The sequence below is a fragment of the Streptomyces sp. NPDC091377 genome (assembly GCF_044757045.1).
Classification (GTDB): Bacteria; Actinomycetota; Actinomycetes; order Streptomycetales; family Streptomycetaceae; genus Streptomyces.
The window spans coordinates 73,800-92,368 of the sequence record NZ_JBIVUE010000019.1 but is presented as its reverse complement, the minus strand read 5'-3'; the positions used below and the strand labels follow the sequence as shown (position 1 = coordinate 92,368).

General features: G+C 70.0%; 17 protein-coding genes. All 17 read left to right on the top strand.

Translation table 11 applies throughout. From position 1 onward, the window contains the following. The first annotated feature begins 110 nt into the window (after positions 1-110). Positions 111-1,976, top strand: coding sequence for a trypsin-like serine protease (locus ACIQNG_RS31785; protein WP_401489865.1), 1,866 nt, complete (start codon positions 111-113; stop codon positions 1,974-1,976). 202 nt (positions 1,977-2,178) lie between these two features. After that, entirely contained in the window at positions 2,179-3,354 is a 1,176-nt protein-coding gene (locus ACIQNG_RS31780; RefSeq protein WP_401438926.1) for an LCP family protein, read from the top strand. Between the two features lie 642 nt (positions 3,355-3,996). Further along, positions 3,997-4,218 carry a 50S ribosomal protein L31 gene (gene rpmE, locus ACIQNG_RS31775; RefSeq protein WP_007499053.1) on the top strand — a complete coding sequence of 74 codons (222 nt, stop codon included), beginning with the start codon at positions 3,997-3,999 and terminating at the stop codon, positions 4,216-4,218. 106 nt (positions 4,219-4,324) lie between these two features. Next, the gene (gene prfA / locus ACIQNG_RS31770; RefSeq protein ID WP_401438923.1) at positions 4,325-5,392 is read left to right on the top strand and encodes a peptide chain release factor 1; all 1,068 of its coding nucleotides are present in this window, start codon (positions 4,325-4,327) and stop codon (positions 5,390-5,392) included. A 76-nt stretch (positions 5,393-5,468) separates the two neighbouring features. Continuing rightward, on the top strand, positions 5,469-6,314 hold the full coding sequence (prmC, locus tag ACIQNG_RS31765) for a peptide chain release factor N(5)-glutamine methyltransferase (RefSeq protein WP_401438920.1): 846 nt from the start codon (positions 5,469-5,471) through the stop codon (positions 6,312-6,314). Between the two features lie 91 nt (positions 6,315-6,405). After that, positions 6,406-7,053 carry an L-threonylcarbamoyladenylate synthase gene (locus ACIQNG_RS31760; protein ID WP_401438917.1) on the top strand — a complete coding sequence of 216 codons (648 nt, stop codon included), beginning with the start codon at positions 6,406-6,408 and terminating at the stop codon, positions 7,051-7,053. Next, positions 7,050-7,730 (top strand): protein-tyrosine-phosphatase, encoded by a 681-nt coding sequence (locus ACIQNG_RS31755; protein ID WP_401489764.1) that lies wholly within the window; start codon positions 7,050-7,052, stop codon positions 7,728-7,730. The genes ACIQNG_RS31760 and ACIQNG_RS31755 overlap by 4 nt, the downstream gene beginning before the upstream one ends. A gap of 207 nt (positions 7,731-7,937) precedes the next feature. Next, entirely contained in the window at positions 7,938-9,176 is a 1,239-nt protein-coding gene (gene glyA, locus ACIQNG_RS31750) for a serine hydroxymethyltransferase (protein WP_401489762.1), read from the top strand. A 242-nt stretch (positions 9,177-9,418) separates the two neighbouring features. Continuing rightward, positions 9,419-10,825 (top strand): MraY family glycosyltransferase, encoded by a 1,407-nt coding sequence (locus ACIQNG_RS31745; RefSeq protein ID WP_401489759.1) that lies wholly within the window; start codon positions 9,419-9,421, stop codon positions 10,823-10,825. A gap of 312 nt (positions 10,826-11,137) precedes the next feature. Continuing rightward, positions 11,138-11,584 carry a hypothetical protein gene (locus ACIQNG_RS31740; protein ID WP_401489757.1) on the top strand — a complete coding sequence of 149 codons (447 nt, stop codon included), beginning with the start codon at positions 11,138-11,140 and terminating at the stop codon, positions 11,582-11,584. A gap of 210 nt (positions 11,585-11,794) precedes the next feature. Continuing rightward, a complete protein-coding gene (atpB, locus tag ACIQNG_RS31735; protein ID WP_401439042.1) occupies positions 11,795-12,631 on the top strand; it encodes a F0F1 ATP synthase subunit A in 837 nt (278 codons plus the stop codon). 71 nt (positions 12,632-12,702) lie between these two features. Next, positions 12,703-12,942 (top strand): ATP synthase subunit C, encoded by a 240-nt coding sequence (locus ACIQNG_RS31730; protein ID WP_055538220.1) that lies wholly within the window; start codon positions 12,703-12,705, stop codon positions 12,940-12,942. Between the two features lie 38 nt (positions 12,943-12,980). Next, positions 12,981-13,526 carry a F0F1 ATP synthase subunit B gene (locus ACIQNG_RS31725; protein WP_401438902.1) on the top strand — a complete coding sequence of 182 codons (546 nt, stop codon included), beginning with the start codon at positions 12,981-12,983 and terminating at the stop codon, positions 13,524-13,526. Then, positions 13,523-14,338: a F0F1 ATP synthase subunit delta gene (locus ACIQNG_RS31720; protein WP_401438900.1), complete on the top strand. Its 816-nt coding sequence runs from the start codon at positions 13,523-13,525 to the stop codon at positions 14,336-14,338. Before ACIQNG_RS31725 ends, ACIQNG_RS31720 begins: the two co-directional genes overlap by 4 nt. 145 nt (positions 14,339-14,483) lie before the next feature. Next, positions 14,484-16,076 carry a F0F1 ATP synthase subunit alpha gene (gene atpA, locus ACIQNG_RS31715; protein WP_401438897.1) on the top strand — a complete coding sequence of 531 codons (1,593 nt, stop codon included), beginning with the start codon at positions 14,484-14,486 and terminating at the stop codon, positions 16,074-16,076. Positions 16,077-16,097: 21 nt separating this feature from the next. Further along, a complete protein-coding gene (locus ACIQNG_RS31710; protein WP_401438894.1) occupies positions 16,098-17,015 on the top strand; it encodes a F0F1 ATP synthase subunit gamma in 918 nt (305 codons plus the stop codon). Continuing rightward, on the top strand, positions 17,015-18,451 hold the full coding sequence (atpD, locus tag ACIQNG_RS31705) for a F0F1 ATP synthase subunit beta (RefSeq protein ID WP_401438891.1): 1,437 nt from the start codon (positions 17,015-17,017) through the stop codon (positions 18,449-18,451). The genes ACIQNG_RS31710 and atpD overlap by 1 nt, the downstream gene beginning before the upstream one ends. Positions 18,452-18,569: the final 118 nt, after the last annotated feature.

Below are 18,569 nucleotides of genomic sequence, written 5' to 3'. Positions count from 1 at the left end.
CGATCCTGACGCGTTGAAGTGGCCGTCCCCGCCCCGGGGGCGGCCACTTCGCCTGTTGTACGATCGGCGCCTTCACCGCTCTCATTTCCCTAGGGGGGACTTGCGTGGGTATGTCCGCGCGCCGGATACGGATCGCCCTGCCCGTCGGGGCCGCGGCCGTGGCCGCGGCGGTCACGGCGGCCCTGCTGTCCTCCTCCGCGGACGCCTCCACTCCGCTGCCCTCGCCCGCCGTGACACCCGCGGCCACCACCGTCACTTTGGACGAGCTGAAGGACCGGGTCTCGGGGGCCATGAACGAGGACGACACCGCCGGGAGCCCCGGCGGCGCGGCCGCGGGCGGCCCGGAGCAGCCGGGGGTCATCGCCGGGACCCCCACCGGGACCACCGCGGCCCCCTGGATGGCCCAGCTCTGGTACTTCGACGACCGGGGCACCGCCGACACCGCCGACGACCTCGGCTTCTTCTGCGCCGGAGCGGTCGTGGCGCCCACGAAGATCCTCACCGCCGCGCACTGCGTGCAGGGCTACAACTGGTACGCCAACGGCGCCGTCGTCACCGGCACCGCGCAGTTGCCCGCCGGCACCGCCTCCGGCGCCCCCGATCTGCGCGGCGGCACCGTCTCGATGCCGCTGCGGCAGTGGTACGACCCGGCGTACAACGCGACGACCCGGGACAGCGACATCGCGGTCGTCACCCTGGACACCGCCGTACGGGCCACGCCGATCCGGATGACGACGTCCGGGGACACCACCTCGTACACGCCCGGGACCGGAGCACAGGTCTACGGATGGGGCCGGACCGGTCCCGCCGAGGACGGGGCCTCGCCGTTCCTCAAGTCGGCGACCCTGCCGATGCGTTCCGACACCGACTGCCGCCGCGCGTACGGCATGGACTTCATCCCGGGGCACATGGTGTGCGCCGGTGAGCCGCAGGGCGACGAGGACACGACGGACGGGACCGACCAGGGCGAGTCCGACGGGGGCACGTCCGACAAGGAGAGGGCCGACGGGGGCAGGACCGGCACGAGCAGGGCCGACGCGGACAAGGCCGCCGCCGCGCTGCCCTGCAACGGGGACTCGGGTGGGCCCGTCGTCGTGGGCGGCCGGATCGTCGGCGTGGTGTCCCGGGGCGTGGAGGACTGCGCCCAGCGCGGCTCCAGCCTCCTGGTGCGGCTCACCCGCTACGTCGGCACGGTCTATCCGCGGATCGACGACACCAACCTCAGCCGGGACCACCGGGCCGATCTGTGGGTGCGCAGGTCGGGCACCGACATGGGATTCGCCAAGGCGTCCAAGGGCACCAGCTTCGACGCGCGCGAGGAGTGGGGCGACTGGGGCGGTGTGAACACCGTCCTCCAGACCGACCTCGACCGTGACGGCTTCCAGGACCTGGTCTTCCGGCGCGACCGGGACGGCGCTGTCTTCTGGACCCACTTCGTGCTCTCCACCGGCAAGTGGTCCACCGAGAAGATCGCCGACGACTGGTCGTCCCGCACCCAGATCGTCACGCCCGGTGATGTCACCGGCGACTACCTGCCCGATCTGCTCTCCGTCGACGCCGCCGGGGTGCTGTGGATCCACCCGGGCCACGGCGACGGCACCTTCGGCACCCGGACGCGGGTCGGGGGCGGCTGGAACCAGTACGCCAGCGTCGTCGGGCACGGGGACTTCACCGGGGACGGCCGTACCGACCTCATCGGCCGCAGCGCGGACGGCGGGCATGTCTACGTCCACCCCGGCACCGGTGCGGCGGGCGCCGAGGCGTTCACGGACCGGGTACGGGTGCGGACCTGGGAGGACTTCGAGACCCTGGACGCGGTCGGGGACGCCAACGGCGACGGCCGGGCGGATCTGCTGGCCCGTACGTCCGAAGGGGTGCTGTACCTCTACCCCGGCACCTGGAGGGTGGGCGGCGAGATGTTCGCCACACCGTTCACCATCGGCACGGATTTCGCCCAGTACAGCCTCTTCGGCTGAACCCGCAGGTGAGTGGGGCGGCCACCGCCCCCGACGGCTACGCAGTGTGCCCATCGCCCCCGGCGGTGGGCACAGTCCGTTGTGCCACCATGCGCCGAGTTTCCCCGTCCCCCCGAACGGGGCGACGATGGTACGGGTCGCACCTGGTGCGACCGGTCCGTCACAGCTGGGGGTAACCGACCGGACGAGAGCCGAGGAGCACATGCCAGCCGAGAGCACGCCGGGCGACTCCGGCATACCGGGTCCTCCCGGCGCCGGCCCGCCTCGCCACCGGGCCGCGAAGGGCCGCCGCCGCGCGAGCCGCGCCGAGGGCCGGGGCACCGGTCACCGCAGGGGCCGCGGCAAGCGCTCCACGGGGCTGCGCATCGCGACCTGGACCGCGGCCGGCATCGTCCTGCTGGGCGGCACCGGGGCGGGCTACGTCTACTTCAAGCTCAACGGCAACCTCAAGAGCATCGACATCGACCATCTGCTCGGCTCGGACCGGCCCACCAAGGCCGACAACGGCTCGCAGAACATCCTGGTCCTCGGCTCGGACACCCGTTCGGGGGATAACCGGCAGCTCGGTGGCGGCGCCGACGACGGCAGCGCCCGCTCGGACACCGCGATGATCGTTCATGTGTACGAAGGCCGTAAGGAGGCGAGTGTCGTCTCGCTCCCCCGGGACACCCTGATCGACCGCCCGGAGTGCGTCGACGCCGGGGGCGGCACCCATCCGGCGGCGGACGGCGTGATGTTCAATTCGGCGTACTCCACCGGCGGCGCGGCCTGTGCGGTCAAGACGGTGGAGTCGCTCACCGGCATCCGGATGGACCATTACCTGGAGGTCGACTTCAGCGGCTTCGAGAAGCTCGTCGACGAACTGGGCGGTGTCGAGGTCACCACCACCGAGAGGATCGACGATCCGGACAGCCATCTGAACCTCCCCGCCGGTACCCACCGGCTCACCGGTGAGCAGGCCCTCGGGCTGGTCCGCACCCGGCACGGTGTCGGCGACGGCTCCGACCTCGGCCGGATCCAGCTCCAGCAGGCGTTCATCAAGGCCCTGGTCGAGCAGGTCAAGAACGTCGGACTGCTCACCGACCCCAAGGGCCTGTACGACCTCGCGGACACCGCCACCAAGTCCGTGACCACCGACTCCGACCTCGGCTCGGTCAACTCCCTGGTGTCCTGGGCGGGCGGCCTGAAGAACATCAGCGCCGACCGGATGACCATGGTCACCATGCCGGTCCAGTACGACCCCGCCGACGGCAACCGGGTCCTCCTGGACGAGGCCAAGGCCGACCAGGTCTGGAAGGCCCTGAAGGCCGACCGGCCCATCCCGAAGTCGGCGACGAAGAACACGGCAACGGGCCAGGCCGACGGCGTCCTGCGCTAGCCACCGCGTCCTCCGGAGGGGAGCTGGCGTCGTCCCGGGGCGGAGCTGGCGTCGTACCAGGGCGGAGCTGGCGTCGTTCCGGAGGGGGACCGCCGCCGTCCCGGAGCGGAGCATGCACCCGCCCCGGAAACGAGCCGCCGCCCCTCCTGGAAATGAGCCGCCGCCCCTTGCGGAGTAGAGCCGCCGTCGCCCCGAAGCGGAGCCACCACCCACCCCGGAAGAGAGCCGCCGCCCCTCCCGAAACGGGTCCGCCGTCCCCCGGAGCGGAGCCGCCGTCGCCCCGGAGCGGAGCCGCCACCCGCCCCCCGAAGCGGAGCCGCCACCTGCCCCGGAACGGATCCCGCCGCCCCTCCTGGAACAGATCCGCCATCGCCCCGAAGCGGAGCCGCCACCTGCCCCGGAACGGATCCCGCCGCCCCTCCTGGAACAGATCCGCCATCGCCCCGAAGCGGAGCCACCACCCACCCCGAAACGAATCCGCCACCCACCCCGAAACAGATCCACCCCCCTCCCGGAATAGACGGGAGCCGCACCCGGTTTTGGGGGATGGCGCCAGTCCTGGCAGACTGGACCGTCGGTCCCGGTTCACGCCCCGCATCCCGCGGCGGCGACCCGGCGCCCTCCCGGAATCTAGGAGACACCTTGAAGCGCGACATTCACCCCGCGTACGTCGAGACGCAGGTCAGCTGCACCTGTGGCGCGTCGTTCACCACCCGCAGCACCATCGAGTCCGGCACCGTCCGGGCCGAGGTCTGCTCCGAGTGCCACCCGTTCTACACGGGCAAGCAGAAGATCCTCGACACCGGTGGCCGCGTGGCCCGCTTCGAGGCCCGCTTCGGCAAGGCCGCCGGCTCCAAGAAGTAGCGAGCCCCTTTTCGCCGGTCCACGGCCACGCCCCCGCGAGGGGTGTGCCGGGACCGGCGTTTTTGGTCGCCCGCCCCTTCACCGTCGCACGCACAGGAGTCCAGAGATGTTCGAGGCCGTCGAGGAACTGGTCGGCGAGCACGCCGACCTGGAACAGAAGCTCGCGGACCCCGCGGTCCACGCCGACCAGGCCAACGCGCGCAAGCTGAACAAGCGCTACGCCGAGCTCACCCCGATCGTCGCCACGTACCGCTCCTGGAAGCAGACCGGCGACGACATCGAGACCGCCCGCGAGTTCGCGGCCGACGATCCCGACTTCGCCGCCGAGGTCAAGGAGCTGGACAAACAGCGCGAGGAGCTGACGGAGAAGCTGCGGCTGCTGCTGATCCCGCGCGACCCCAGCGACGACAAGGACGTCATCCTGGAGGTCAAGGCCGGCGCGGGCGGCGACGAGTCCGCCCTGTTCGCCGGTGACCTGCTGCGGATGTATCTGCGCTACGCCGAACGCGTCGGCTGGAAGACCGAGATCATCGACGCCACCGAGTCCGAGCTGGGCGGCTACAAGGACGTCCAGGTCGCCGTGAAGACCAAGGGGCAGACCGAGCCCGGCCAGGGCGTGTGGGCGCGGCTGAAGTACGAGGGCGGGGTGCACCGGGTGCAGCGGGTGCCGGCCACCGAGTCCCAGGGCCGGATCCACACCTCGGCCGCCGGTGTGCTGGTCACACCCGAGGCGGAGGAGGTGGACGTGGAGATCAATCCGAACGATCTGCGGATCGACGTCTACCGCTCCTCCGGCCCCGGCGGCCAGTCCGTCAACACCACCGACTCCGCCGTGCGCATCACCCACCTGCCCACCGGAGTGGTCGCTTCCTGCCAGAACGAGAAGAGCCAGCTGCAGAACAAGGAGCAGGCGATGCGTATCCTGCGCTCCAGGCTGCTCGCCATGGCGCAGGAGGAGGCGGAGAGGGAGGCCGCCGACGTCCGCCGCAGCCAGGTCCGCACGGTCGACCGCTCCGAGAAGATCCGTACCTACAACTTCCCGGAGAACCGGCTCTCGGACCACCGCGTCGGCTTCAAGGCGTACAACCTGGACCAGGTGCTGGACGGCGATCTCGACGCGGTGATCCAGGCGTGCGTCGACGCGGACTCGGCGGCCAAGCTGGCCGCCGCGTAGGAGGCCCGCGACGCGTCAGAGGCGTCGAAGGCGTCAGAGTACGTACGTACGACCCAGTACGACACGGAGGACTTGCGTGAACCTGCTGCTCGCGGAGGTGGCCCAGGCCACCCAGCGGCTGGCCGACGCCGGGGTGCCCTCGCCGCGCACCGACGCGGAGGAGCTGGCCGCGTTCGTGCACGGCGTGAAGCGGGGCCAGCTGCACTCCGTGAAGGACTCCGACTTCGACGCCCGCTACTGGGAGGTCGTCGCCCGCCGCGAGGCCCGTGAGCCGCTCCAGCACATCACCGGGCACGCCTTCTTCCGCTATCTGGAGCTCCAGGTCGGGCCCGGTGTCTTCGTGCCCAGACCGGAGACCGAGTCGGTGGTCGGCTGGGCCATAGACGCCGTACGGGCCATGGACGTCGTCGAGCCCTGCATCGTCGATCTGTGCACCGGCTCCGGCGCCATCGCGCTCGCGCTCGCCCAGGAGGTGCCCCGCTCCCGGGTGCACGCCGTGGAGCTGTCCGAGGAGGCGCTGGTGTGGACCCGCAAGAACATGGAGGGCTCCCGCGTCGACCTGCGCCAGGGCGACGCCCTGGACGCCTTCCCCGACCTGGACGGCCAGGTGGACCTGGTGATCTCCAACCCGCCGTACATCCCGCTCACCGAGTGGGAGTACGTCGCCCCGGAGGCCCGTGACCACGACCCCGACATGGCGTTGTTCTCCGGCGAGGACGGTCTGGAACTGATCCGCGGCATCGAGCGCACCGCGCACCGGCTGCTGCGGCCCGGCGGGGTGGTGGTGGTCGAGCACGCCGACACCCAGGGCGGCCAGGTCCCGTGGATCTTCACCGAGGAACGCGGCTGGGCCGACGCCGCCGACCACCCCGACCTCAACAACCGCCCCCGGTTCGCGACCGCCCGCAAGGCGCTGCCGTGAGCGCCCGCCCGACCCCGGCCCGGCGGTTCGAGCACTTCCCGATTGTGTACGTCCGGTTCGTGTACTTCGTGTACGAGGAGGCCCGCTAGACATGGCACGGCGATACGACACCAATGACGCGACCGACCGCGTGACGGGTCTGCGTGAGGCCGCGTCCGCGGTCCGCCGTGGCGAACTGGTGGTCCTCCCGACCGACACCGTGTACGGCATCGGCGCCGACGCCTTCTCCGGCGACGCCGTCGCCGATCTGCTGGAGGCCAAGGGCCGCGGCCGGAACATGCCCACCCCCGTCCTCATCGGCTCCCCGAACACCCTGCACGGACTGGTCACCGACTTCTCCGAGCAGGCGTGGGAGCTGGTCGACGCGTTCTGGCCGGGAGCGCTCACCCTGGTCGCCAAGCACCAGCCGTCCCTCCAGTGGGACCTGGGCGACACCCGGGGCACGGTCGCGATCCGGATGCCGCTGCACCCGGTCGCCATCGAACTGCTCACCGAGGTCGGCCCGATGGCCGTCTCCTCCGCCAACCTGACCGGCCACCCGGCGCCGGAGGACTGCGACGCCGCGCAGGGCATGCTCGGCGACTCCGTCTCCGTCTACCTCGACGGCGGCCCGACCCCGGGCATCGTCCCGTCGTCCATCGTGGACGTCACCCGACCCGTGCCGGTGCTGCTGCGTGAGGGCGCGCTCTCGCCCGAGGAGCTGCGCAAGGTCGTACCCGACCTTGAGGTGGCGAATTGACGGCCCCTGACGCGGGGCGTGGCATAGGCAACGGGGAGCGCGCGGCCGAGATCACCACCACCTTCGTGGGGCTCCCGCGCGACAGCTTCCGCATCCTCCACGTCAGCACCGGCAATGTGTGCCGCTCGCCCATCACCGAGCGGCTGACCCGGCATTACGTGAAGCAGCGCCTCGGGGTGCTGGGCGGCGCGCTGATCGTGGAGAGCGCGGGCACCTGGGGCCACGAGGGGGCGCCCATGGAGACCAACGCCGAGGCGGTGCTCGCCGACTTCGGCGCGGACGCCTCCGGCTTCGTCGGCCGTGAGCTGCTGGACGAGCACGTCATCATGGCCGACCTGGTGCTCACCGCCACCCGTGACCACCGCGCCCAGGTGATCTCCATGGGGCACTCGGCGGGCCTGCGCACCTTCACCCTGAAGGAGTTCACCCGGCTGGTGCGGGCGATCGACCCGGCCACCCTGCCGCCGCTGGAGGACGGCGTGGTGGTCCGCGCCCGCGCCCTGGTCCGGGCCGCCGCCGCCCTGCGCGGCTGGCTGCTGGCCCCGACCGCGGAGGCGGACGAGGTCTACGACCCGTACGGGGCACCCCTGCCGTTCTTCCGCTCCATCGGCAGCGAGATCCACCAGGCCCTGGACCCGGTGGTGACCGCCCTGACCGGGGTGGCGGCACGGACCTAGGGTCTGTCGTTCGGAGCAGCCCGGCTGTAGGAAGCGGTGCTGTTCGGTCGGGCAGACCCCCCGCGCCAGGCTGATCCAAACGACAGGCCCTGGCGTTCCAGGGCGCCCCGGCGGGACCGCAGTACCCCCTCGGGCCCGACCGCCGAGCCGTCCGCGCACCCCCGGCCTACATTGGACGTACGTCACCGCCGACGTCCGGAGCGCACCATGACGGTCACCCACGCCCCAGCGGCCGACCTCCTGCGGCGGCAGGACCCCGAGCTGGCGGAGATCCTGCTCGGGGAGCCGGCCCGGCAGTCGACCACGCTCCAGCTCAACGCGGCCGAGAACTTCACCTCGCCCGCCGTGCTCGCCGCCCTCGGCTCCCCGCTCGCCAACAAGTACGCCGAGGGCTACCCGGGCGCCCGGCACCACGGCGGCTGCGAGATCGTGGACGTCGCCGAGCGGCTCGCCGTGACCCGGGCCCGCACCCTGTTCGGCGCCGGCCACGCCAACGTCCAGGCCCACTCCGGGTCTTCGGCCGTCCTCGCCGCCTACGCCGCCCTGCTGCGCCCCGGCGACACCGTCCTCGCCCTCGGCCTGGCCCACGGCGGGCACCTCACCCACGGCTCCCCGGCCAACTTCTCCGGCCGCTGGTTCGACTTCGCCGGCTACGGCGTCGACCCCGACACCGGGCTGATCGACCTCGACCAGGTGCGTGCCCTGGCCCGTGCCCGGCGCCCCAAGGCGATCGTCTGCGGCTCCATCTCCTACCCCCGCCACCTCGACTACGCCGCCTTCCGCGAGATCGCCGACGAGACGGGCGCCTACCTGATCGCCGACGCCGCGCATCCCGCCGGGCTGGTCGCCGGGGGAGCGGCGCCCAGTCCGGTGCCGTACGCCCATGTGGTGTGCGCCACCACCCACAAGGTGCTGCGCGGCCCGCGCGGCGGGATGATCCTGTGCGGCGAGGAACTGGCCGAGCGGGTCGACCGGGCGGTGTTCCCCTTCACCCAGGGCGGCGCCCAGATGAACTCCGTCGCCGCCAAGGCCGTCGCGTTCGGTGAGGCCGCGACCCCGGCCTTCACCACCTACGCCCATCAGGTCGTCGCCAACGCGCGCGTGCTGGCGGCCGGTCTTGAGGCGGAGGGGCTCACCGTCACCACGGGCGGCACCGACACCCATCTCGTCGCCGCCGACCCGGCCCCGCTCGGCGTCGACGGCCGTACCGCCCGCGGCCGGCTCGGCGCCGCCGGGATGGTGCTGGACTGCTGCGCCCTGCCGCACGGCACCGCGCGAGGGCTGCGCCTGGGCACCGCGGCGGTGACCACCCAGGGCATGGGGGAGCAGGAGATGGCACGGATCGCGGGGCTGCTCGCGGGGGTGCTGCGCGGTACGGCCGACCCCGCCCGCACCCGCGAGGAGGTGCGGGAGCTGACCGCCGCGTTCCCGCCGTACCCGGGGTGACCGCGCGGGGGAGGCGGGCATGATCAGGGCGGGCGGAAACCCTCCGGACACCTTCTGGGCCCGTCGTCCGTTACCACCGTGCACAGGCGCACCGCCGGATGTGACCATCGTGCACAACAGAAGGCGACAAAGTCTGCACAGCCTCGCGTGCAACCATCGTCGCTACCCGGAAGTCCCCACTCATATGCGTCCCTCGCTAGGGTGTGGGGCTGTGATGGCCAGCGAGACCTGTGGGGAAGCCTGTGCGTGAATACCTGCTGACGCTCTGCATCACGGCCGCGGTGACGTACCTGCTGACCGGGCCGGTGCGCAAATTCGCGATCGTGGCAGGGGCGATGCCGGAGATCCGGGCCCGGGACGTGCACCGGGAACCGACTCCGCGGCTCGGCGGTATCGCCATGTTCTTCGGGCTGTGCGCGGGCCTGCTGGTCGCCGACCACCTCACCAACCTCAACCAGGTCTTCGAGCGGTCCAACGAACCGCGGGCGCTGCTCTCCGGGGCGGCGCTGATCTGGCTGATCGGTGTCCTGGACGACAAGTTCGAGATCGACGCCCTGATCAAGCTGGGCGGCCAGATGATCGCCGCCGGCGTCATGGTCATGCAGGGTCTGACGATCCTGTGGCTGCCCGTCCCCGGCGTCGGCACGGTCGCGCTGACCCAGTGGCAGGGCACGCTGCTGACCGTCGCCCTGGTGGTGATCACCATCAACGCGGTCAACTTCGTGGACGGCCTCGACGGACTCGCGGCGGGCATGGTGTGCATCGCCGCGGCGGCGTTCTTCATGTACGCCTACCGGATCTGGTATTCGTACGGCATCGAGGCCGCCGCCCCCGCCTCGCTGTTCGCGGCGATCCTGATGGGCATGTGCCTGGGCTTCCTGCCGCACAACATGCATCCGGCGCGGATCTTCATGGGCGACTCGGGCTCGATGCTGATCGGCCTGGTGCTCGCGGCGGGCGCGATCTCGGTGACCGGGCAGGTGGACCCGGACGTGATGAACCTGTTCTCCGGCTCCGAGCGCAACACCGTGCACCAGACGGTCCCGGTGTACATCCCGCTGTTGCTGCCGCTGACCATCATCGCGATCCCGGCCGCCGACCTGATCCTGGCGATCGTCCGGCGCACCTGGCGCGGTCAGTCGCCGTTCGCCGCGGACCGGGGGCATCTGCACCACCGGCTGCTGGAGATCGGCCACTCCCACAGCCGCTCCGTCCTCATCATGTACTTCTGGTCGGCGCTGATCGCCTTCGGTGCGCTGACCTACTCGGTGAACTCCGCGTCCATGTGGATCGTGCTGGCCGTGGTGGTGCTGAGCGCGCTCGGCCTGGTGCTGCTCCTGCTGCCGCGCTTCACCCCGCGCGCCCCGCGCTGGGCCGAGGCGTTCGTGCCGCCGCGCTACCGGCGCCGGGGCATCGGCCCGGGCCTCGGCACGGCCGAAGAGGCGCCGCACGACGGGGCGGAGCCCGCGGCACAGGCACCGGAGACGCCGGAGGCGCCGGGGGAGCCCGGGGACGCCGACGAGACCCTGGAGCCCGGGGAGCCGCACCGTACGCCGGTCGCGGCGGGTGTCTCCCGGGTCAACGGGGCGACCGCGCTGGGCCCCCGCGGGCGGCTCCTCGACCGTCGGGAAGCCGGCTCGTCGCGCTGACGCCGAAGGTAAGAATCTGACGAGAGCATTGCCAACTCATGGGAGAACGCGGGCCGGACGAAGCGGCGTAATACCAGACAACTGGGTGCCGCTGAAGCTCAAACGCACAGTGTCACTCTCATGTGTGACAGCTGGCACACCTCGCAGGTAAAGACCTCATCAAATAGTTTGTGATACCGTTCACGAGAACCCGGGATAGGGCCGAAGGACCGTAGTGCGACGGTCCATTGGTGTGAGTCTCCCGCTCGGCCCGGGACTACGCTCGTCCATGACGACACCCCTGCCCCACGTTTGAAAAGCGGAGATGCCGCCATGCCGTCCAATGACGCCCGCGTTCTGATCCAGGCCGCTGTACCCACGGCTGCCGTGGGCACCGTCGCCGCCGTCGTCAGCGCAGTCGTCGCCGGCGGTAAAGGCGCCATCGGGGCCGGTGTCGGAACGCTCATCGTGATCCTGTTCATGGGCCTGGGGCTGTACGTCCTCCAGCGCACCGCCAAGACGCTCCCGCACCTGTTCCAGGCCATGGGACTGATGCTGTACGCGGCGCAGATCCTGCTGCTCTTCGTCTTCATGGCCGCGTTCAAAGAGACCACGCTCTTCAACCCGCGCGCCTTCGCCTTCACCCTGCTCGCCGGCACTCTCGTCTGGATCGCCGCGCAGACGCGGGCGCACATGAAGTCCAAGATCCTCTATGTCGAGCCCGACTCCACCGCCTCCTCGCCCGCCGAAAAGGCCGAGAGGTCGGGGCACTCGTCGTGAGGGGTAGGGCCGGTATAAGGACGCGTTCGACAAGCTGCTATCGTCCGGTGCCAACTGCGGCATCGCGGGCGCGGGTATCCGAGCTGACGCCTGTTCCAACGCGAGGCGAGATGCCCCACAGCCGCCCCCACATCCGTAACACCAGTCCCGTGCCGAACCGCGGCTCCGCGCCGCGCCGACACAACGAGGTTGCCGTACCTATGCGCCACGCTGAAGGAGCCCGCGGTGAGTGCTGACCCGACGCAGGTGCTCGCCTTCGAGACCGACTGCCACATCTTCGACGGTTGTGGATTCCCGGCTCCCGGCCTGCACTCGTTCCTGTTCAAGCCCATCTGGGGCGACGCGGACAGCAACCTGTACTTCAACAAGCCGATGCTGCTCGCGCTTCTCGGGTCGATCATCATCATCGGGTTCTTCTGGGCCGCCTTCGCCAAGCCGAAGGTCGTTCCCGGCAAGCTCCAGATGGTCGCCGAGGCGGGCTACGACTTCGTACGCCGGGGCATCGTCTACGAGACCATCGGAAAGAAGGAGGGCGAGAAGTACGTCCCCCTGATGGTGTCGCTGTTCTTCTTCATCTGGATCATGAACCTGTGGGCGATCGTGCCCCTGGCCCAGTTCCCGGTGACCTCGATCATCGCCTACCCGATCGTCCTGGCGCTGATCGTCTATATCGTCTGGGTGTCGCTCACGTTCAAGCGCCACGGGTTCGTCGGTGCCTTCAAGAACTTCACCGGCTACGACAAGTCCCTCGGCCCGGTCCTCCCGCTGGCCATGCTGATCGAGCTGTTCTCGAACCTGCTCGTCCGGCCCTTCACCCACGCCGTCCGGCTCTTCGCGAACATGTTCGCGGGCCACACCCTGCTGGTGCTCTTCACCATCGCGTCCTGGTACCTGCTCAACGGCATCGGCATCGCCTACGCGGGTGTCTCCTTCATCATGGTCCTGGTCATGCTCACCTTCGAGCTGTTCGTCCAGGCCCTTCAGGCCTACGTGTTCGTGCTCCTGGCGTGCAGCTTCATCCAGGGCGCGCTCGCCGAGCACCACTGAGCCCTCCCCCTAGCTCCGCACTCGTCCGGTGGCCCAACCCCATCGGTCCGAACAGAAAAGGAAGAACTGGCATGTCCTCGACTCTCGCCGCTGTCACTGGTGACCTCAAGGCTCTCGGCTCCATCGGCTACGGCCTCGCGGCCATCGGCCCCGGCGTCGGCGTCGGCATCATCTTCGGTAACGGCACCCAGGCCCTGGCCCGCCAGCCCGAGGCCGCCGGTCTGATCCGCGCCAACCAGATCCTCGGCTTCGCCTTCTGTGAGGCCCTCGCCCTCATCGGCCTGGTCATGCCGTTCGTCTACGGCTCCTGATCCAGCCGACGTTCAGCCACTAGACGAAAGGCACTGAAATGAGCCAGCTGCTCATTCTGGCGGCCACCGAGGAGCAGAACCCCCTCGTTCCGCCGATCCCTGAGCTCGTCATCGGCCTGATCGCCTTCGTCATCGTCTTCGGCATCCTCGCCAAGAAGCTCCTCCCGAACATCAACAAGGTTCTGGACGAGCGCCGTGAGGCCATCGAGGGCGGCATGGAGAAGGCCGAGGCCGCGAAGATCGAGGCCCAGAGCGTCCTGGAGCAGTACAAGGCCCAGCTCGCCGAGGCCCGGCACGAGGCCGCCCGACTGCGCCAGGAGGCGCAGGAGCAGGGCGCGACCCTCATTGCCGAGATGCGCGCCGAGGGCCAGCGGCAGCGCGAGGAGATCGTCGCCGCCGGTCACACGCAGATCGAGGCCGACCGCAAGGCCGCCGCGTCCGCGCTGCGCCAGGACGTCGGCAAGCTCGCCACCGACCTGGCCGGCAAGCTCGTCGGCGAGTCCCTTGAGGACCACGCCCGCCAGAGCCGCGTCATCGACCGCTTCCTCGACGAGCTTGAGGAGAAGGCCGAGGCGACTCGATGAACGGAGCGAGCCGCGAGGCCCTGGCAGCCGCCCGTGAGCGGCTCGACGCGCTGACCGACGCCACATCCGTGGACGCCGGCCGGCTCGGCGAGGAACTGGCCGCGGTCACCACGCTGCTCGACCGCGAGGTGTCGCTGCGTCGGGTCCTGACCGACCCGGCGCAGTCCGGCGAGGCCAAGGCCGAGCTGGTCCAGCGACTGCTGGGCACCCAGGTCGGCGGCGAGACCGCGGATCTGGTGTCCGGCATGGTGCGGGCCCGCTGGTCGCGCTCGCGCGACCTGGTGGACGCGCTGGAGGAGCTGGCGGACACCGCCGACCTCACGGCCGCCCAGCGGGCGAACACGCTCGACACCGTCGAGGACGAGCTGTTCCGGTTCGGCCGGATCGTCTCCTCGAACACCGAGCTGCGCGCCGCGCTCACCGACCGCAAGGCCACCACCTCGGCCAAGAGCGAGCTGCTGCGCAGCCTGCTCGGCGGCCGGGCGGACGCCGTCACCACCCGGCTGGTCACCCGTCTGGTGACCACCCCGCGGGGACGTAGCCTGGAAGCAGGGCTCGAAGCCCTGTCCAAGCTCGCCGCGGACCGCCGGAACCGGATGGTCGCCGTCGTCACCTCGGCGGTACCGCTGAGTGACGGACAGAAGCAGCGCCTGGGCCAGGCCCTGGCGGGGCTCTACGGCCGACCCATGCACCTCAACCTCGACGTGGACCCCGGGGTCGTCGGCGGGATCCGGGTGCAGATCGGTGACGACGTCATCAACGGTTCCGTCGCGGACCGCATCGAGGACGCCGCCCGCCGCCTGGCGGGCTGAGACACCGCTCAACTGAACACGCACAACGTACTTACGGCCCATGTTGGGCCGTGCAGAGGATTCACCTCGTTCGTGGGGGGAGTCCCCCAGGCTAGATCCCCCCAAAGTGAAACTTCGGGCCCAACAAGGAGAGCAGGGAACCCAGATGGCGGAGCTCACGATCCGGCCGGAGGAGATCCGGGACGCGCTGGAGAACTTCGTCCAGTCGTACCAGCCGGACGCGGCCTCGCGCGAGGAGGTCGGTACGGTCACCCTTGCCGGCGACGGCATCGCGAAGGTCGAGGGGCTGCCCTCGGCCATGGCCAACGAACTGCTGAAGTTCGAGGACGGCACCCTCGGCCTCGCGCTCAACCTGGAAGAGCGCGAGATCGGCGCCATCGTCCTCGGTGAGTTCAGCGGCGTCGAGGAGGGCCAGCCGGTGCAGCGCACCGGTGAGGTGCTGTCCGTCGCCGTCGGCGAGGGCTACCTCGGCCGCGTTGTCGACCCGCTCGGCAACCCGATCGACGGCCTCGGCGAGATCGACACGGACAGCCGCCGCGCCCTCGAACTGCAGGCCCCCACGGTCATGGAGCGCAAGTCGGTGCACGAGCCGATGGAGACGGGCTACAAGGCCGTCGACGCCATGACCCCGATCGGCCGCGGCCAGCGCCAGCTGGTCATCGGCGACCGCCAGACCGGCAAGACCGCCCTGGCCGTCGACACGATCATCAACCAGCGTGACAACTGGCGCACCGGCGACCCGAAGAAGCAGGTCCGCTGCGTCTACGTCGCCATCGGCCAGAAGGGCTCCACCATCGCGTCGGTCCGCCGCGCGCTGGAGGAGAACGGCGCGCTGGAGTACACGACCATCGTCGCCGCCCCGGCGTCCGACCCGGCCGGCTTCAAGTACCTGGCGCCCTACACCGGCTCGGCCATCGGCCAGCACTGGATGTACCAGGGCAAGCATGTCCTGATCATCTTCGACGACCTCTCGAAGCAGGCCGACGCCTACCGCGCCGTGTCCCTGCTGCTGCGCCGCCCGCCGGGCCGCGAAGCCTACCCGGGTGACGTCTTCTACCTGCACTCCCGGCTGCTGGAGCGCTGCGCCAAGCTCTCCGACGACATGGGCGCCGGTTCGATGACCGGTCTGCCGATCGTCGAGACCAAGGCCAACGACGTCTCGGCGTTCATCCCGACCAACGTCATCTCCATCACTGACGGCCAGTGCTTCCTGGAGTCGGACCTGTTCAACGCCGGTCAGCGCCCCGCGCTGAACGTCGGTATCTCCGTCTCCCGAGTCGGTGGTTCCGCCCAGCACAAGGCGATGCGCCAGGTCTCCGGCCGACTGCGGGTGGACCTCGCCCAGTTCCGTGAGCTGGAGGCGTTCGCCGCCTTCGGTTCCGACCTGGACGCCGCGTCCAAGGCGCAGCTGGAGCGCGGTCAGCGGATGGTCGAGCTGCTCAAGCAGGCTCAGTACCAGCCGATGGCCACCGAGGACCAGGTCGTCTCCGTCTGGGCCGGCACCAACGGCCGGATGGACGAGGTTCCGGTCGTGGACATCCGCCGCTTCGAGAGGGAGCTGCTGGAGTACCTGCACCGCAAGGAGCAGGGCCTCATGACCTCCATCAAGGAGGGCGCCAAGATGTCGGACGACACCATCCAGGCGATCGACGACGCCGTCGCAGAGTTCAAGAAGCAGTTCGAAACCTCGGACGGCAAGCTGCTCGGCGACGACACTCCGGCCGCTGCCGCCAAGTGACGTAAGGAAGGGACCTGACTCATGGGAGCCCAGCTCCGGGTCTACAAGCGTCGCATCCGATCCGTCACCGCGACCAAGAAGATCACCAAGGCGATGGAGATGATCGCCGCCTCGCGCGTCGTCAAGGCGCAGCGCAAGGTGGCGGCCTCCACGCCGTACGCGACCGAGTTGACCCGCGCGGTCACGGCGGTGGGCACGGGCTCGAACACGAAGCACCCGCTCACCACCCAGGCCGAGACGGTGACCCGGTCCGCGGTCCTGCTGCTGACGAGCGACCGCGGCCTCGCCGGCGCCTTCAACTCCAACGCCATCAAGGCGGCGGAGGAGCTGACCGCGCGCCTGGAGCGCGAGGGCCGGCAGGTCGACACGTACATCGTCGGCCGGCGCGGTGTGGCGCACTACAACTTCCGTGAGCGCAAGGTCGCGGAGTCGTGGACCGGCTTCACCGACGACCCGACGTACGCGGACGCCAAGAAGGTCGCGGCGCCTCTGATCGAGGCCATCGAGACGGACACCGCGGACGGCGGTGTGGATGAACTCCACATCGTCTACACGGAGTTCGTGTCGATGATGACGCAGACGGCGGTGGGCGACCAGCTGCTGCCGCTCAGCCTCGAAGAGGTGGCGGCGGAGTCGTCCGGCAAGGACGAGATCCGCCCGCTGTTCGACTTCGAGCCGTCGGCGGAGGACGTCCTCGACGCCCTGCTGCCGCGCTATGTGGAGAGCCGTATCTACAACGCGCTGCTCCAGTCGGCCGCCTCCAAGCACGCCGCCACGCGGCGCGCGATGAAGTCGGCCACTGACAACGCCGGTGAGCTGATCGAGAACCTCACCCGGCTTGCCAACGCGGCCCGCCAGGCCGAAATCACCCAGGAAATCAGCGAGATCGTCGGTGGCGCGAGCGCCCTGGCCGACGCGACCGCGGGGAGTGACTACTAATGACCACCACTGTTGAGACGGCCACGGCGACGGGCCGCGTCGCGCGGGTCATCGGCCCGGTCGTCGACGTGGAGTTCCCCGTCGACGCGATGCCGGAGATCTACAACGCGCTGCACGTCGAGGTCGCTGACCCGGCCAACGCGGGCGAGCGCAAGCTGCTGACCCTTGAGGTCGCCCAGCACCTCGGCGACGGCCTGGTCCGCGCCATCTCCATGCAGCCCACCGACGGCCTGGTCCGCCAGTCCCCGGTCACGGACACCGGCGACGGCATCACCGTCCCGGTCGGCGACTTCACCAAGGGCAAGGTGTTCAACACCCTCGGTGAGGTGCTGAACGTCGACGAGACCTACGACGGTGAGCGCTGGTCGATCCACCGCAAGGCCCCGAACTTCGACGAGCTTGAGTCGAAGACCGAGATGTTCGAGACCGGCGTCAAGGTCATCGACCTGCTGACCCCGTACGTCAAGGGCGGCAAGATCGGTCTGTTCGGCGGCGCCGGCGTCGGCAAGACGGTGCTCATCCAGGAGATGATCTACCGCGTCGCCAACAACCACGACGGTGTGTCCGTGTTCGCGGGCGTCGGTGAGCGCACCCGTGAGGGCAACGACCTCATCGACGAGATGAGCGAGTCCGGCGTCATCGACAAGACCGCGCTGGTCTTCGGCCAGATGGACGAGCCGCCGGGCACCCGGCTGCGTGTCGCCCTGGCCGGTCTGACCATGGCGGAGTACTTCCGTGACGTCCAGAAGCAGGACGTGCTGTTCTTCATCGACAACATCTTCCGCTTCACGCAGGCCGGTTCCGAGGTCTCCACGCTGCTCGGCCGGATGCCCTCCGCGGTGGGTTACCAGCCGAACCTGGCCGACGAGATGGGTCTCCTCCAGGAGCGCATCACCTCGACCCGTGGTCACTCGATCACCTCGATGCAGGCGATCTACGTCCCCGCGGACGACCTGACCGACCCGGCCCCGGCCACCACCTTCGCCCACCTCGACGCGACGACGGTGCTCTCCCGTCCGATCTCCGAGAAGGGCATCTACCCGGCCGTGGACCCGCTGGACTCCACGTCCCGGATCCTGGACCCCCGCTACATCGCGCAGGACCACTACGACGCCGCCATGCGGGTCAAGAACATCCTGCAGAAGTACAAGGACCTCCAGGACATCATCGCGATCCTCGGTATCGACGAGCTGGGCGAGGAGGACAAGCTGGTCGTCCGCCGGGCCCGTCGGGTGGAGCGCTTCCTGTCCCAGAACACCCACGTCGCCAAGCAGTTCACCGGCGTCGACGGGTCGGACGTACCGCTGGAGGAGTCGATCACCGCGTTCAACGCGATCTGCGACGGCGAGTACGACCACTTCCCGGAGCAGGCGTTCTTCATGTGCGGTGGTATCGAGGACCTCAAGAAGAACGCGAAGGAACTGGGCGTCTCCTGACCCCTGGTCGTTCGTGAGCATGGTGGAGTGAGGAGGGGCGGGGAGTGCCCGTACCGGGTGGATCCCGCCCCTCTTCGCACGCCTACTAGACTTGTAAGCAACACCCGGTCAGGAGACC